This window comes from Glaesserella sp., assembly GCF_041814905.1.
GTDB lineage: Bacteria > Pseudomonadota > Gammaproteobacteria > Enterobacterales > Pasteurellaceae > Glaesserella.
Map to the genome: position 1 here is coordinate 1 of NZ_JBGXYA010000065.1, position 16,632 is coordinate 16,632.

16 protein-coding genes and 1 tRNA gene are annotated in these 16,632 nt (G+C 43.4%); 11 read left to right on the forward strand and 6 right to left on the reverse strand.

Annotated elements, in window-relative coordinates; translation table 11 throughout:
• The coding region (rdgC, locus tag ACEYJ7_RS09390) for a recombination-associated protein RdgC (protein WP_373778843.1) at window positions 1-815 on the reverse strand (815 nt) is incomplete at its 3' end.
• Window positions 816-978: 163 nt separating this feature from the next.
• Here rdgC and proC point away from each other — a divergent pair.
• Window positions 979-1,797, forward strand: coding sequence for a pyrroline-5-carboxylate reductase (gene proC / locus ACEYJ7_RS09395; protein ID WP_373778844.1), 819 nt, complete (start codon window positions 979-981; stop codon window positions 1,795-1,797).
• Window positions 1,794-2,945, forward strand: a complete 1,152-nt coding sequence (locus ACEYJ7_RS09400) for a 3-phenylpropionate MFS transporter (RefSeq protein ID WP_373778845.1) — start codon at window positions 1,794-1,796, stop codon at window positions 2,943-2,945. Before proC ends, ACEYJ7_RS09400 begins: the two co-directional genes overlap by 4 nt.
• A 68-nt stretch (window positions 2,946-3,013) precedes the next feature.
• Here ACEYJ7_RS09400 and ACEYJ7_RS09405 read toward each other — a convergent pair whose 3' ends face one another.
• The 4 genes from ACEYJ7_RS09405 to ACEYJ7_RS09420 all read right to left on the reverse strand — a co-directional run bounded on the left by ACEYJ7_RS09405 (window position 3,014) and on the right by ACEYJ7_RS09420 (window position 7,625).
• On the reverse strand, window positions 3,014-4,837 hold the full coding sequence (locus ACEYJ7_RS09405) for a monovalent cation:proton antiporter-2 (CPA2) family protein (RefSeq protein WP_373778846.1): 1,824 nt from the start codon (window positions 4,835-4,837) through the stop codon (window positions 3,014-3,016).
• 151 nt (window positions 4,838-4,988) lie between these two features.
• On the reverse strand, window positions 4,989-5,864 hold the full coding sequence (locus ACEYJ7_RS09410) for a pirin family protein (protein ID WP_373778847.1): 876 nt from the start codon (window positions 5,862-5,864) through the stop codon (window positions 4,989-4,991).
• Window positions 5,865-6,186: 322 nt separating this feature from the next.
• On the reverse strand, window positions 6,187-7,092 hold the full coding sequence (locus ACEYJ7_RS09415) for a pirin family protein (protein WP_373778848.1): 906 nt from the start codon (window positions 7,090-7,092) through the stop codon (window positions 6,187-6,189).
• Between the two features lie 14 nt (window positions 7,093-7,106).
• The gene (locus ACEYJ7_RS09420; RefSeq protein WP_373778849.1) at window positions 7,107-7,625 is read right to left on the reverse strand and encodes an NADPH-dependent FMN reductase; all 519 of its coding nucleotides are present in this window, start codon (window positions 7,623-7,625) and stop codon (window positions 7,107-7,109) included.
• 258 nt (window positions 7,626-7,883) lie between these two features.
• Here ACEYJ7_RS09420 and apt point away from each other — a divergent pair, with 258 nt between their 5' ends.
• The 4 genes from apt (at window position 7,884) to ACEYJ7_RS09440 (ending at window position 12,442) form a co-directional block, all read left to right on the forward strand.
• Window positions 7,884-8,426 carry an adenine phosphoribosyltransferase gene (apt, locus tag ACEYJ7_RS09425; RefSeq protein WP_373778850.1) on the forward strand — a complete coding sequence of 181 codons (543 nt, stop codon included), beginning with the start codon at window positions 7,884-7,886 and terminating at the stop codon, window positions 8,424-8,426.
• Window positions 8,427-8,510: 84 nt separating this feature from the next.
• Window positions 8,511-10,547, forward strand: coding sequence for a DNA polymerase III subunit gamma/tau (dnaX, locus tag ACEYJ7_RS09430; protein WP_373778851.1), 2,037 nt, complete (start codon window positions 8,511-8,513; stop codon window positions 10,545-10,547).
• A gap of 82 nt (window positions 10,548-10,629) precedes the next feature.
• On the forward strand, window positions 10,630-11,535 hold the full coding sequence (locus ACEYJ7_RS09435; protein WP_373778852.1) for an ABC transporter ATP-binding protein: 906 nt from the start codon (window positions 10,630-10,632) through the stop codon (window positions 11,533-11,535).
• A gap of 151 nt (window positions 11,536-11,686) precedes the next feature.
• Entirely contained in the window at window positions 11,687-12,442 is a 756-nt protein-coding gene (locus ACEYJ7_RS09440) for an ABC transporter permease (RefSeq protein ID WP_373778853.1), read from the forward strand.
• 77 nt (window positions 12,443-12,519) lie between these two features.
• Here the strand turns inward: ACEYJ7_RS09440 and ACEYJ7_RS09445 are convergent, their stop codons facing one another.
• A complete protein-coding gene (locus ACEYJ7_RS09445; RefSeq protein WP_373778854.1) occupies window positions 12,520-13,287 on the reverse strand; it encodes a TOBE domain-containing protein in 768 nt (255 codons plus the stop codon).
• 113 nt (window positions 13,288-13,400) lie between these two features.
• Between ACEYJ7_RS09445 and modA the strand changes: the two genes are divergently transcribed.
• The 5 genes from modA (at window position 13,401) to ACEYJ7_RS09470 (ending at window position 16,632) form a co-directional block, all read left to right on the forward strand.
• Window positions 13,401-14,159, forward strand: a complete 759-nt coding sequence (modA, locus tag ACEYJ7_RS09450) for a molybdate ABC transporter substrate-binding protein (RefSeq protein WP_373778855.1) — start codon at window positions 13,401-13,403, stop codon at window positions 14,157-14,159.
• A 14-nt stretch (window positions 14,160-14,173) separates the two neighbouring features.
• Window positions 14,174-14,599 (forward strand): molybdopterin-binding protein, encoded by a 426-nt coding sequence (locus tag ACEYJ7_RS09455; RefSeq protein WP_373778856.1) that lies wholly within the window; start codon window positions 14,174-14,176, stop codon window positions 14,597-14,599.
• Window positions 14,600-14,692: 93 nt separating this feature from the next.
• The gene (gene modB / locus ACEYJ7_RS09460) at window positions 14,693-15,400 is read left to right on the forward strand and encodes a molybdate ABC transporter permease subunit (protein WP_373778857.1); all 708 of its coding nucleotides are present in this window, start codon (window positions 14,693-14,695) and stop codon (window positions 15,398-15,400) included.
• A 15-nt stretch (window positions 15,401-15,415) separates the two neighbouring features.
• Window positions 15,416-16,471, forward strand: a complete 1,056-nt coding sequence (gene modC / locus ACEYJ7_RS09465; RefSeq protein ID WP_373778858.1) for a molybdenum ABC transporter ATP-binding protein ModC — start codon at window positions 15,416-15,418, stop codon at window positions 16,469-16,471.
• An 84-nt stretch (window positions 16,472-16,555) separates the two neighbouring features.
• A tRNA-Ile gene (locus ACEYJ7_RS09470) sits at window positions 16,556-16,632 on the forward strand.

Here is a 16,632-nt window from a genome sequence, read left to right on the forward strand (position 1 = left end):
AAACGTTGGGCTTTATCTTCTTTCAAAATATCATCGTTCTTTTCACGCACTTCATCGGCGAATTTGACACGGGCAAGGGTGGCATCTTCGTTCAACACAAAAGAAAAATGATTTTCCCAATCTAACGCAAGTTTTGTGACAAATTTACCCGCTTGTAAATGTTGGCTGATCTCGTCGCTTTCTAAATCTTGGCGTTTACAACGGATGACACTGTCGGTATCAAAGGATTTCAACTCCGCTTCTTCCAGAAGTGTCAGCCAGCTTGGTGTATGCCCTTTTGCCACCCAATTTGTCATCACTTCGCTCGGTTGTAGCGTGAAGGAAATCGGCACAACAGGCAAAGAGCCAAGGGATTTGCGTAACAAAGCAAGGGTGTCTTCGGCACGTTTTGCCGAGCCACTGTCCACATAAACGAGCTGTTTATCTAAGTCTAACCAAATCGCCGTAAATTGATGTTTACTAAACGCACGGGGCAATAACATTGCCACTACATCATCTTTAATAGCCTGCTTTTCCGTTTTCTTCAGCTTGCGTTGCTCTTTCTGTTCTAAGGCTTCAATGCGGTTTTCCGTTTCTTTTTTGACAACGTGAGCTGGCAATAATTTTTCTTCTTTATGGGAAACCAGTAGGAACTGCTGACCCTGTGCAAAATGCAACAGTTCACTTCCTGCAAGCGGTGACGACCAGCCAAATTTTTGCATATCGCTTTGTTGGCAAGGGGTGAATTTTGTTTGTTGTAATTGTGCGTCTAATTCACTGCTAGTGAAGCGCAATTCACCGGTTAAACGGTAAATCATGACATTTTTGAACCACATGGATATGTCCTTAATTGATGGAATGAAAGCTTATTTGATTGAAATGCTGGCGCGAGCGTCTCGCTCGTGCCAAAATAGTTAAACGAGGCAGGAATATCTATTCATACCAACAGATCCCTATTCTACGCTAAAACCCCCATTTTACAAAAACAAGGAGAGCCGAATGCAACACAAAAAAATCGCCTTTATCGGTGCCGGTAATATGGCGTTTGCGATCATTTCAGGATTAATCAAAAGCGGTTATCCTGCCGATCAGATTATCGCTCGTAATAAAAGCAATGAAACTCGCCGTTCGCAGCTGAGAGCAATGGGCGTTCAGGTGGATTTGTCTAACCTTGACGCCGTGACCCAAGCTGATGTGGTGATTTTGGCGGTTAAACCGCAGATGATGGCGGAAGTGTGTGGTGAGTTTGCACAAGTGGATTTTAGGGCAAAATGGGTAATTTCCGTTGCGGCTGGGATTTCTGTTGCTCGTCTTGAGCAACTTTTACCAACGGCGACTAATATTGTTCGGACAATGCCGAATACGCCATCGCTCATCGGTGAAGGGATAGCAGGATTATTTGCAAAAAAATCGGTAGATCCGACCGCTTGTCAATTTGCGGAACAGCTACTGTCTGCGGTAGGCAAATGTTATTGGGTGGAGACGGAAGCGGAGATCAACCAAATTATTGCCATCACAGGCTCTAGCCCAGCCTACTTCTTTAAGTTTATGGAAGCCATGCAAGAAGTTGCGGTTAAAATGGGCTTTAGTGAACAAAATGCCCGTTATTTAGTGCAATCGGCGGCTTTAGGGGCAGCCAAAATGGTGGTGGAAAATCCAGATGTTGCCTTGGCAACCTTACGCGAAAATGTCACATCAAAAGGCGGTACAACGGCTCAGGCGTTGGCGGTATTTGAACAACGAGAGCTGAATGCAACCGTTGAACAAGCGATGAATGCGGCAATTAAACGTGCAGAAGAGATGGAAAAATCCCTATGATAAAATTCACCCCTTTTCAATGGTCGTCGTTTAACTTCTTCGGCTTTTACTGTGCCTATGGCGTGCTGTTGCCGTTTCTGCCTGTTTGGTTGAACCATCACGGCTACGATTCGGGAATGATTGGCTTATTAATCGCATCAGGTTATCTATTCCGTTTTGCCGGCGCAATGTTTTTTTCGCAACAGGTTTCAGATCCTCAGCGGCTTGTTCCTCTTAACCGCTTTCTTACGTGGGTGACGGTCGCCATTTTATTTGGTGTCGCATGGAGTGTCGGTTCTATTTGGATCTTGTTACCGGCAATTGCGTTGTTCCACATTTTTAATGGCGGTGCAATGCCAATCGCCGATACCATAGCGTCAACCTGGCAACAACAAGTCGGCATTGATTACGGTAAAACCCGTTTATTTGGTTCACTCGCTTTTGTCGTGGGGTCAGTCAGTACCGGCTATTTAGTCGATTGGCTTGGGAAAAATGCGATTATAGGGATTCTTATCGGCTGGATGATCTTTTTGGCTCTCGGCTTAATGTTGAACCCGACAGAAGGATTTAGACCGAATCCGAAAACGGAACACAATTCCGAGCAAAGTTATTGGCAGTTATTGAAGCGGCCGACGACCTTTAAAATGGTTGTCGCCATTTCGCTGATACAAGCTTCTCATGCAGCATATTATGCGTACAGCACGATTTATTGGCAAGCGGAAGGGATCTCAACTCGATATGCCAGTTTGTTATGGGGGCTGGCGGTTGTGGCAGAAATTCTCTTCTTTTTCTTTTCTAAAAAGTTGTTTAAAGCATGGAGAATCAGCCATTTAATTGTGATTTCAGCGGTTGCCTCAATGATCCGTTGGGCGGTACTGGCATTGACTTCAGAGTTTACTTTGCTCGCTTTAGTTCAGATATTACACGCAATTACTTACGGAATGGGCCATTATGCGATGATTCGCTATATTTCCGCTCAGCCGGTTGAACAAATCGCCAAGCTTCAAGCCCTCTACTTTGGCTGTGCAAGTTGTGTAGTCATGGCGCTTTTCACCTTTATTGCCGGAGTAGTGTATCAATATTCACCAACCAATAGCTTTTGGTTGATGGTACTATTAGTCATTCCTGCGTTGTTTATTGTGCCGAGAAAATTGGATGCCAAGGTATAAAAAAGCGGTGAGATAAATTTGCAAATTTCTTGCGTTATCTCACCGCTTGTTAAGCGAAACAAAAGCAGTTAGCTGTTATTTTTCGCTCTTTCCAGAATATTTTGGATTTCCATCATCGTAATTTGATCTTCTTCCAAGGCGACTTTCATCATGTCAGCATTTTTGAAACCGTCTACTTTTGGATCGTAGTATTCCGCCATTACTTTGACACGATGGCGATCCCGATAGAAGTAGTGACGACAAACTTCTTCCGCCACATCTTTGTCAATACCCAAAATACGCAATGCTTTTTTACTGCTACGCAAGGCGGAGTCGAACGTTTCACGAACTTGTAGATCCGCACCGGCTTGGAATAGCTGATAAACGTGCGGGCGATCGTAAGCCCGAGCAATGATTTTAATATTCGGATTCATATGGCGGGCCGCTTTTACGATAGTAATTGCAGCATCTTGGTTATCCACAGCCACGATCAACAATTCTGCATGTTCAACGCCGGCGTTATGCAGAATATCCATACGGGTTGCATCGCCATAGTAACTCTTAATACCGAGTTTTTTCAGGTTGTTGATCATCTGTGCATCTAAATCGATAACTGTCGGATGATAACCGGACATGGTTAACACATGGTTAATAATTTGCCCGAAACGTCCTATACCGATTAATACGATAGAACGTTGTTCCTCAATTTGATCCGCCTCACGCTGTTCTTCTGTAGTAAAACGCGGCACAATAAATTTATTGTGGATAACGATGTTAATCGGTGTAATGACCATCGAAAGTACAACAATCGCAGTAATGTTGGCGTTGGTTTCAGCATCAAGCACTCCTTGAGATGTTGCCGCGGCATAAAGGACAAATGCAAATTCACCGCCTTGTGCCATTAATACCGCACGATCCATCGCTTCCATATGGCTACTTTTTGAAAGACGGGCAATGACGTAAATGGCAATGGATTTTACTACCATCAAGGCAATCACTCCTGATACGATCAACATCCAGTTGTTCATTACAACGTTTAAATCCAACGCCATGCCGACCCCGAGGAAGAATAGACCGAGTAATAATCCGCGAAATGGCTCAATATCGGCTTCTAATTGATGACGGAAGCTTGATTCGGAGAGTAATACACCTGCAGCGAATGCTCCCATTGCGGTCGATAAACCGCCTTCTTCCATCAAGAGTGCAGAGCCAAGCACTACAAATAAGGCGACGGCCGTCATTAATTCACGGACTTTGGTTTTAGCCACGATACGGAATAATGGGTTAAGCAGCCAAAGCCCGGCAACAACTAATGCGGCAAGTGATAAACCGGCAATCCCGATTTTCTGCCAAATAGGTTGGCTGGTCACCACCGCAACATCCGGATTTGTTGGAGCAAGAAAGGCAACCACAGCTAATAAAGGTACAATGATTAAATCTTCAAAAAGCAAGATGGAAACCATTTTTTGACCGCGTGGTGCGTTGATATCACCACGTTCTCCAAGCACTTGCATGACGATCGCGGTTGAGGTTAATACAAAACCGGAAGCGCTAATAAACGCGACTTGCCAAGGGAAACCGAATAACATACCTACGAAAGTAAGAAAAATCGCGCATGAAATAACCTGTAAGCTTCCTAAGCCAAAGATTTGGCGACGCAAACCCCACAGGTGGGACGGTTTCATTTCAAGACCGATAATAAACAAAAACATCACCACACCGAGTTCGGCGACATGAATGATCGACTGTGGATCCGTAAAAAGTTTTAAACCGAAAGGACCAACGACTAAGCCCGCAGCTAAATAGCCTAATACCGAGCCCAGTCCTAATTTTTTAAAGAGCGGTACGGCAATGATTGCTGCCCCCAGCAGCGTGACTACGCTGATTAATTGACTTGCACCTTCTGCTGCCATAAAACCTCAAATAGGAAAGAAAATTAAGAAAAATGCTTTCTCGGCAAGGAGAAGCCCAAAAATTACTGAAAAGTAAACGTAAATATTTTGCCTTGTGTAAGTTAAAAAAGCTAGTCTTAATCGGCTAGCTTTATACGATTTATCCGATAGATTAGTCTTGCACGATTTGACCGAATTTACCGGCTTGTACATCTCGCATTGCTTGGAGGATTTCCGCTTCGCTATTCATGACAAACGGACCGTAACCTACAATCGGCTCATTAATCGGCTCACCGCTAAGAATTAATATTTTAGACAAGTTACTTGCCGCTAATTCCACATCGGCACCGCCGCGAGCAAAAGTCACCAATTCTCCGCGGGTTGCAGTATGAGTTCCATTTATACTCACTTCACCGTCCAACACCAAAATAATTAAGTTATGGCTTTCCGGTACGGTAAATACGTTGGATTTCCCTGCATTTAAACGCACATCCCACATATTGATCGGCGTAAAGGTGCTTGCCGCACCAGTTACACCGTCAAGGTTACCTGCGATTAAACGCGCACTCCCGGCTCCGTCGGCTAATTGCACAACCGGAATATTCTCGTTTGTTAATGCTTGATATCTTGGTGTGGTCATTTTGTCTTTAGCCGGTAAGTTTACCCAAAGTTGAACCATTTCAAACATACCGCCTTCACGGGCGAATTTTTCTGAATGGAATTCTTGGTGCATTAAACCGGAACCCGCTGTCATCCATTGTACGTCACCTGTACCGATTGTACCGCCACCGCCATAGGAGTCTTTATGAGAAACTTCACCTTGATAAGCGACCGTAACCGTTTCAAAACCACGGTGAGGATGTTCGCCTACGCCTCTTGGATTATGCGGACGGTTTCCGTCAAAATAACGTGGCGGATTGTAATCCATCAATAAGAACGGGCTAAGATTCTCATTTTTTTCGTGATAACCAAACATAGATTGCACTTCAAAGCCATCGCCAACCCAGTGTTTTGGTGGTGCTGTTCTTACATTTGCTACTCTTTTCATTTTAAACCTCACATTGTTGTTGATTCATGTATGCAAGCGCTTGTCTTGCGAAAGTGAGTACATTATATATTTTTATATAAGTTGATAAATATTGATTTTATAAAAATACTATTCGTTTATAGTAAATAATTTAACCTTCTTTCACCTTAACATTTTTCATACGAAAAGAAACGTTGCCGAGCTTTTAAAATCCACAGCTAATTAATTCGGTATAAGATATCGTATGAATTTCGCAGGAAAAGAATGAAAGAGGAAACAATAAGCGGTCGGTTTCGGCAAATAATTTGCAAATTTCAGCCCAATTCCGACCGCTTGTTTTACGCTATTCCTTAAAACTTACCGGAATAGCGGGCGCAGGAAGACGCTTTAATTGTGTGCCTTCAATACTAATATCGCCGAAACGGGCATGGTTGTTATTCCAATCTGTAACGGCTTGTTCAAGAGTGGCTTTACTATCACCGACAAAGTTCCACCAAATGACGGTTTTGTGCGGTAATGGTTCACCGCCGAGTAACATAATGTGCGTTCCGGCATCAGCCCAAAGTTCTAAGTGATCCGTTGCGTTAACGCAATCCGAAAGTACGGCCAATTCATCAGCGCCATATTCTTTACCGTTAACGATGACTTTGCCTTTTAGCACCAAAATGCCATATTCAAAGTGGAGATCTTGGTCGATAGTGAAGTGTTGCGCATAAGTAAACTGCATATCTACGCCGACTAATTTGGAGTATTGCGTAGTCGGTGCGGTATGACCTAAATAGCTACCGGTAGTCAAAATATAGTTGATACCGTCTTGTTGCCATTCCGGTAATTTAGGGTAATGCTCAAAATTCGGTTTGATCTCTTGATTCATCGGCAATGCAATCCAAAGTTGCACGGCGTGTAAATCGTGAATACCTTCCGGCGTTTGTTCCGTATGGCTGATCCCTTGATTAGCCCCTGTACCGGCAGTCATTAAATTGACCTGTTTTGGGCGAATTAATTGACGATTACCTAGGCTATCTTGATGCCAAACTTCGCCCTGCAACATCCACGTAAAGGTTTGAAGATTCACGTGCGGATGCAAGCCGACTTGTAAGCCTAGAGAATCTTCATCAAACTCTGCCGGACCTGCGTGGTCGAGGAAGCACCAAGCACCAACCGTTTTGCGCTGTGGTTGTGGCAGTAAGCGGGCAACGGGAATCCCGCCGACATCTTTCGTTTTTGCAATAAATTTATCTACGCTCATTATACGTTCTCGCGTTATTCCTTAATCCAACTAAAGAAGCGGGAGGCAAATTTAGTTAAAAAGTCACTGGTTCGTTCATTCATATCAAGACTCGCGTGACTTAAGTAGACTTCCGGAGCATTTAACACTTGAGCACCGATAGCTTGTAGAATCTGGCGTAAATGAAGACCGGCATTAATACCACCGTAAGAACCCGGTGAGGCAGTCACAACAGCGACTTTTTTACCAATCCAAACATTTTTGCCGAAAGGACGGGTACCGATATCCAAAATATTTTTGACGGCAGCCGGCACACTACGGTTATGTTCGGGCGATACGATTAATACTGCATCAGCCACAGTAAGTTGGGCTCGAACACGATCGTAAGCCGGAATTGTCACGGCATCCAGATCTTGAGTATAAAGCGGCAAATCATCAATTTGTACTACTTCATACACTACGTCTTGCGGCGCATTTTTTAAAATCTCGGTGGCAACATTACGATTAATGGATTGGCTGCTGAGGCTACCAATAATAACGGCGATCTTTGTCATAGGAATTCCTTTTATAGGGTTAAAGATTGCATTATTGTAAAGACAAGCACCCCGTAAGGCAATTAAAGAAAAGTGAAGAAGTACCGGGTATATTTTGATTGATTTACAATTCAAATAATATGGATACCAGCGGTGGATTTTGCAAATTTTTGCTCAAAACCGACCGCTTGTTCACTTTTTACATGTAATTTTCCTTGTAATTCTTTCGGTTTTTGTCTAAATTTCTCAGGTTATTTTTCTTGTTAAAAAGGTCACAAAATGAACCAACAACTTGAGTTAATCAAATCCTCAATTAAATCAATTCCGAATTACCCGAAAGCGGGTATTATTTTCCGTGATATCACATCACTTCTGGAAGTACCGAGTGCATTTCAAGCTTGTATTGATGCTATCGTTACTGAGTTCAAAGACAAAGGTATTACTAAGATCGTCGGGACCGAATCACGCGGTTTTATCTTCGGCGCACCGGTCGCATTAGCTTTGGGCGTGCCTTTCGTGTTGGTACGTAAACCGAAAAAATTGCCTCGCGAAACCATTTCTCAATCTTATTCTCTTGAATACGGCGAAGATACGTTAGAAATTCATATTGATTCGATTAAATCAGGCGATAATGTGTTAATTATTGATGATTTACTCGCCACCGGCGGCACAGTGGAAGCAACCGCAAAATTGATTCGCCGTTTGGGCGGTGCCGTTGAAAATGCGGCGTTTGTGATTTGGTTGCCTGAATTAGGCGGTGCAGATCGCTTAGCAAAAGCCGGTATTCGTTCCTTCACTTTAGTGGATTTTGAAGGACATTAATTAAACAATGGAGAACGAAGAACGGGCAGTAAATATTCTCTTTGTAGATACATTTTTCATCTGTCCGCTTTTCGTTAAAATTATATGAGTTATCAAGTTCTTGCACGTAAATGGCGACCGCAACGTTTTAGTGAAGTAGTGGGGCAGCAACACGTTTTATTGGCTCTCGAAAACGGTTTGAGAGAAGGAAGACTTCATCACGCGTATCTGTTTTCAGGCACGCGCGGTGTGGGAAAAACCTCAATTGCACGTTTATTTGCGAAAGGCTTGAACTGCGAAAACGGTATTACCGCAGATCCATGCGGTCAATGTGCTAACTGTAAGGCGATTGAAGAAGGGCGTTTTATCGATTTGATCGAAATTGATGCCGCTTCGCGTACTAAGGTGGAAGACACCCGTGAATTACTTGATAACGTGCAGTACAAGCCGACGGTCGGACGTTTTAAGGTTTATCTGATTGACGAAGTCCATATGCTCTCCCGTCACAGTTTTAATGCCTTGCTGAAAACTCTTGAAGAACCGCCGGAATATGTCAAATTTCTACTGGCAACGACCGATCCGCAAAAATTACCGATTACTATTTTATCGCGTTGTATGCAGTTCCATTTGCGTGCATTGGAGCAAACGCAAATCCGTGATCATCTTGAATTTATCCTCAAACAGGAACAGATTCCCTACGAACTGTCCGCGCTTGAAAAATTGGCAAAAGCTGCACAGGGCAGTATTCGTGATGCGTTAAGCCTTACGGATCAAGCGATTGCCGTCAGTAATGCCAATATCACTTTACCGATTGTCAGTCGGATGCTCGGTTTAATTGACGACCATCAACCGATTGAACTGGTTCAAGCCTTGGCGAATGCTGACGGTGAAAAAATGATGAGCGTGATTCAAGACGTTGCGGAAAAAGGTGTGGATTGGCAACAATTACTCAGCGATGTGGCGGAAACTTTGCATGAAATCGCAATGCTACAACTGCTGCCGCATTCTCACCAAGACGAAACGGCTATTCACTTTTTGGCTCGCCAGTTGCCGCCGGAAGACGTACAGTTTTTTTATCAACTCATGTTAACCGGCAAAAAAGAGTTACCTTATGCACCGGAACAGCGCACCGGTGTAGAGATGACAATGCTTCGGGCATTGGCATTCCATCCCAAAAATGCACCTACCGAGGTGATGACGCTACAAGCGACGTCTCCGACTGTTCAGTCGACTCATACTCAACAGAATATCGCGCAGCTACGCGAACGTTTAACGCAGGGTCAACCGCCGGTAAAGTTGCAACAAGCGGTCGGTTTTGAGCAAAAATTTGCAAATCCAACCGTGGCTCTGACAACAGAAAAGGCTGTTTCTCAAACGGTTGAAAGTGCGACGCCGGATCCGATGATGTCGTCGGCATTAATGGCGATGAACGCCCGTAAACAACTGAAAGAAAAGCAAGCCGCTCAAGCGGAGAACGAAAAAAAAAAGTTTGAGCCGGTAGCGCCAAACCTTTCCGCTAAACCTGAAAAACAAGATCTGCAACAGCGTTTTGCCGGTTTGGCAATGGCGCAAGCGGAAACGGAGAAAAAAGCGTCGGTTGAGCAACCTGCCATATCACCAAATGATGAAGATTACCGTTGGACTTGGTTGAATCCTGAACTGGAAAATCAGGCTGAAGCGGCAAAACCTTCCGATATCAAACAAGCGATTCTGCAAGAACGCACCCCCGAATTAGTCAAAAAAACCATTGATCTTTCCTGTGAACAAGATGAATGGTGTGCCATTGTTAACCGCCTAAAATTAGGTGGGCTTTCCCGCCAGTTGGCGCTAAACAGCTATTTAAGCGAGAAACAGGAAGGACAGTTACAACTACGGCTTAAGCCGTCGATGGCGCATTTAAATAATGATGAATCCCGTCATAGTTTGGCTGAAGCGTTAAAATTGCAGGGTTTTAGTTATTCGCTCACCATTGGTGAAGATCACGCCCACAAAACGCCGCTAGAACTCAGACGCGCTATTTTTGAAAATTTAACGTTAGCGGCAAAAGAAGCGCTACAGGCAGATCAAAAACTCAAATTACTGCGCCAAGCCTTTGACGCAGAAATGGATGAATCAACGATCAGAGCGGTGGCGGAAGGGTGATTGAAGCTTTATAACAAGCGGTCGGAATGGTGCTGAAATTTGCAAAAAATCCGCTCAAACCGGCCGCTTGTAGAGAGACAAAATGAACGCATTAGAAATTAAGCAATTAGTCAAAAAATACAATACCGGAGTGGTTGCCGTGGACGGCATCGACTTAACCGTTGAAGCCGGCGATTTTTATGCGCTGTTGGGGCATAACGGTGCAGGCAAATCTACTACAATCGGGATTATCAGTTCCTTAGTGAATAAAACGTCCGGTTCGGTCAAGGTGTTCGGCTATGATTTGGATAGCCAAAAGATCCAATTGAAACAGCAGATCGGTTTAGTACCGCAGGAATTTAATTTTAACCAGTTTGAAAAAGTGATTGATGTGGTCGTGAATCAAGCCGGTTTTTATGGTGTGAACCGCACGGAAGCCTTACGGCAAGCAGAAATTTGGTTGAAAAAACTGGATTTATGGGAAAAGCGCGACCATTATACCCGTGAATTGTCGGGCGGTATGAAACGCCGCATGATGATTGCTCGAGCGTTAATGCATAAGCCGAAGCTGTTAATTTTAGATGAGCCGACCGCCGGCGTGGATATTGAACTTCGTCGCAGTATGTGGGATTTTTTGCGCGAACTGAATCAACAAGGCACAACCATTATTCTGACAACGCACTATTTGGAAGAAGCGGAAACCCTTTGTCGCCATATCGGTATTATTCAGCAAGGGCGTTTAATCGAAAATACTTCAATGAAAGCGTTATTGGCAAAATTGGAAACGGAAACTTTTGTGTTGGATGTGAAAGAGAACCGTCCACTGGTTATTGACGGTTATCCGTTTAAATGGCTGGATGAAACGACTATCGAAGTGGAAGTCAAACGTCAGCAAGGGCTGAATAAGTTGTTCCAACAATTCTCCGCACAGCAAGTGGAAGTGCTCAGTATGCGCAATAAATCGAATCGTTTGGAAGAGCTTTTTATGAATTTAAAAAACGGCGGATAACGACAATAGCAGCGGTTAGCGCAGAGCGTAGTTCATTACGATATGTATGAATATCAACAAGTATCTAAAAGAAGTAACCATAAGGATAAGGAGATGAAGTGAGATAATAGGCGGCGATTTTGCCCGATTTTCATTATCCGCTTTCCACTATATGATAGGTTTTTATACACTTTCAGCGAAAGAAACAAAACGAATTTTCCGTATTTGGCGACAAACATTGGTTCCGCCGATTATTACGACAACGCTCTATTTTTTGATTTTCGGGACGTTAATCGGTAACCGAATCGGAAATATGAGCGGGGTGAGTTATATGCAGTTTATCGCACCGGGATTAATTATGATGTCGGCGATTACCGCGTCTTATACCAATACGGCGTCATCCTTCTTTTTGAGTAAATTTGTGCGCAATATTGAAGAACTGTTGGTCTCGCCACTTTCTACCCACACAATTATTTGGGGTTTTGTATCAGGTAGTATTGTGCGTGGCGGATTGGTCGGTATTTTAGTGATGGCGGTTGCACTCTTTTTTGTGTCTTACGACATCCATTCGTGGGGCGTGATTATTGCCATCATGTTGATGACTACCACCGCCTTTGCATTGGGTGGTTTGATTAATGCGGTATTTGCTAAAAGTTTTGATGATATCGGCATTATTCCGACCTTTATTCTCACGCCGTTAACCTATCTTGGCGGCGTTTTCTATTCAATAAATTTACTGCCTGAATTTTGGCAGGCAGTGTCACAGTTTAATCCGATTGTGTATATGGTGAGCGGCTTTCGTTATGGCTTCTTAGGTATTAGCGATGTATCGATTTACTATACTTTCAGTGTGCTTTTCGGCTTTATTGCCGTGCTGTATGCGTGGGCATATTCATTGATTGAGCGAGGCGTCGGGTTGCGATCTTAATGGCGTCGACAAGCGGTCACTTTCGGACGATTTTTTGCAAAAAATTTGTTCAAACCGACCGCTTGTGTTGGCAGAGATTATAGCGTCAATAGGACAATCTGTTCCGGATCAATGGTGATCCATACGTCTTGCTCCAAATGCACCTTTTCATCAGTAAGGGTGGAATAACATTTAATCTGATTATTCACCTCCAGTGCAATTTCTTTGTGTTTGCCTTTATCGGTGATTTTATTGATGCGTGCTGCAAAATGGTTAGCACAATCGACCGGCTGCGTATGAATTTTAATCCATGGCGCTTTTATCATCAGCATCACTTCTTTATTCACGGTGAGTTGTAATCTCTCGGCGCTCTGTTCTGTAATCGACGCGCGTAGCGGTGCATTGAATCCTTCTACATCAATATCGACATAACAATGTATATCTTCTAACTGTAAGCGTACCACTTTACCGAAAAATTGGTTGCGCGCGCTGCTCTGCGGGGCAAAACGAGCGGTAGCGGAAAGAAGGCTGTCTAACGGGATAGTTTCATCCTGCAAAATAGCAAAGGCTTTTTCTTGCGTTTTTTCCAATAAATCATAAAGTTGTAATAAACGCTCGGCATAAGACGTTAACACCGTTCCTCCACCGTTTTTCCCGCCGGCATTACGTTCTAATAGCGGTTTCGGGCTGATGTGATTCATGGCTTCTAAATGATCCCAAGCACTTTTATAACTGACTTTTGCATTTTTCGCGGCTTGATTAATTGAGCCGCTTTCACGAATTTCTTTTAATAGGGTGATCCGTTTCGGATCAACAAAGAGTTGTTGTTGTAATTTTATCGTTAATAAAATTTCACGGTTGAGCATAATATCTCCTGCATAGAGAATCCATTTCCCGTTATTTTAAGCTAGCTTTTTCGGTTAATCATTATATAATTATTTACATATCGTTTTGATATATTTACTTTAAGGGAGTTCCTATGAAAAAAACTTTTGCAAAACTCGCGTTAACCGCCGCATTAGCATTGGGTGCAACCCAAGCATGGGCGGAAAATATTACCGTTTTTGCTGCGGCATCCATGACCAATGTACTACAACAAATCGCTGAAGAATATAAAAAACAGTATCCGGAAGATACAGTCACGTTTTCTTTCGCAGGTTCTTCTACTTTAGCAAAGCAGATTGAACAAGATGCGCCGGCGGATATTTTTATTTCTGCAGACAAAAAATGGATGGATTATGTTGCAGAAAAACAGCCGGAAAAAACTAAAAATATTACGACGTTAGTCGGTAATGAATTAGTGCTTATCGCACCGGTAAACAGCACGCTTAAAGTGGCTTCTGTAAAAGAGATCAATTTTAAAAATACAATCGGTGACAGCTATTTAGCCGTCGGCGATGATAACGTGCCGGTTGGTCGTTATGCCAAAGAAGCGTTAACGAATTTAAACGTTTGGAGCGATGTTGAAAATCGTTTATCTAAAGCGAAAGATGTGCGTGCAGTGCTTTCTTACATTGAACGCGGTGAACTTCCGCTAGGTATCGTTTATTCAACGGATGCAAAAGTGAGCGATAAAGTGAAAGTCGTTGCAATTTTCCCACAAGAAAGCTATGGTAAAGTGGTTTATCCGGCTGCAATTTTAGGTGACAAAGCAGAGGCTAAACGTTTCTTAGATTATCTGTCCGGTCCGCAAGCAAAAGCGGTGTTTGAAAAGGCAGGTTTCAAGCTACTTAACTAATAATAGGAATTTTTATGACGATTAGCGCAAGAAATCAGTTACAAGCAACAGTTAAAAATATTAAAACAGGTTCGGTAAATGATGTTATCGAACTTACGCTTGAAGGCGGTGAATCATTAGCCGCGGTGATTACTTCGGAAAGTACGCAAAATTTGGGGTTGAAGGTTGGTTCGACGGCATTTGCAATTTTTAAAGCGCCTTCTGTGATTCTTTCAACCGATAACGATTTGATACTTTCCGCACGTAATCAATTAAGTGCAACGGTTGAACAAATTACTCACGGTGCAGTGAATGCCGAAGTCGTGGTAAAAACCGCAGCCGGTGTTGAAATTGTGGCGATTGTAACTGAAGAAAGTGCTAAACGCTTAGCATTAACACCAAAAGCGTCGGTGAATGTGTTGATCAAAGCATCGCACATTTTATTAGGCGTTAAAAAATAACTCTTTTTATAATACGGCACGCATTATGTATGCGTGCCTTTATTTTATTAGCTGGTGAAGGTCGGTTTTCACAACTTATCGTTTATCCTATCTATGGCAGAATTCTTTTCTTTTTCCCAACAAGAACTCAACGCAATCTATCTCAGTTTAAAGATTGCCTCAATAGCCGTATTGTTAGCCCTACCGTTAGCGATTTGGGCAGCATGGCTTTTAGCGCGTAAAGCGTTTTGGGGAAAGCATCTTTTTAACGGTATTATCCATTTACCGCTTGTTTTGCCTCCGGTCGTTATCGGTTATTTATTACTGATTTTAATGGCGAAGAAAGGGGCTATCGGACAATATTTATGGGAGTGGTTCCATTTTTCTTTCAGCTTTTCGTGGAAAGGCGCAGTTCTGGCTTCTATGGTAATGGCATTTCCGTTAATGGTGCGTTCTATCCGTCTCGCGTTTGATGCAATAGATCCGAAATTAGAACAGGCGGCTCGTACGCTGGGGGCAAGCCCTCTTAAAGTCTTTTTTACGCTGAATTTGCCGCTTTCGTTTGCCGGTATTGTTGCCGGTGCGGTACTGGGGTTTGCCCGTTCCCTTGGTGAATTCGGTGCAACAATTACCTTTGTTTCAAACATTCCGAACGAAACCCAAACTATTCCCGCAGCGCTTTACACCTTTATCGAAACACCTGACGGAGAAATGGCGGCGGCACGATTATGTGTCATCGCCATTGTGATCTCGTTAATCGCACTGTTTTTCTCGGAGTTATTAGCTCAACGCCAACAACGCTTCCAAAAAATGGGGGAATAATTAATCATGGATAATATACTCCAATTAGCGGTAGAGCATCGTTTCGGTGAATTAGATTTACAAGTGGATGTGAATATACCTTCCCAAGGGGTGACTGCGATTTTCGGACGCTCGGGCGCAGGCAAATCGAGTTTGATTAACTTGGTTGCCGGTTTGATTAAACCGACCAAAGGGCGAATTGTTCTGAATGGTAGAACTTTATTCGATTCGGAAAAAGGCATTCATCTTTTACCGGAAAAACGCAAAGTCGGTTATGTTTTTCAAGAGCATCGACTGTTTCCCCATTATCGGGTGGAAGGTAATCTAAAATATGGCTGCAAGCGGTTAGATTCGGGCAAATTTTTGCAAACGGTCGAATTACTTGGGATCTCACATCTGCTGAACCGTTTTCCGATCAGCCTTTCCGGCGGAGAAAAACAGCGGGTGGCGATCGGTCGTGCATTATTAAGCGATCCGGAAATTTTGTTGATGGACGAACCGCTTTCCGCCTTGGATTTGCCACGTAAAAAAGAGTTATTGGATTATTTAAGCCAATTAGCAAAAAATGTTGAAATTCCGATTCTTTATGTCAGCCACAGTTTAGAGGAAGTCGTTCGATTGTCGGATAATTTATTGCTGTTAGATGAGGGGAAAGTCAGCGCATACGACAAAACCGTTAATGTGTGGCACAGCTCGGTATTTGCAGCTTGGCAACCCGATTCACAAAAAATGAGTTTGTTAGAATTGCCGATTTGCGCGACTTATTCGGAATATCGTATGCAGGCTCTGTCATTCGGTAAACAGCGGATTTGGGTGACCCAACAGCCACGCTATCGGGAAGGTGATTTATTGCGCATTACCATTGCCAGTCGTGATGTTTCGATTGCATTGGCAGAGCCGAATCGCAGTTCTATCCGTAACGTTTTAAAAGGGAGAATTTGCAAAATAGAGCGCCAAACCGACCGCTTGGATATCGGAGTGGAAGTGGAGCATCAATTAATCTGGGCAAGTATCAGTTTGTGGTCATTCGATGAACTCAAGCCTGAACAGGGGCAAACCGTTTACTTACAGATTAAGAGTGTTTCGTTATAGTCTGTTTTTTCGGCTAACGACACAAGTGCGCTAGCTTTTTAGTCTAATACTCTCTATAATCCTGCGCGTTTTTCATCACTCAATCCCCCCTTAGCTCAGTCGGTTAGAGCAGGCGACTCATAATCGCTTGGTCACTGGTTCAAGTCCGGTAGGGGGGACCA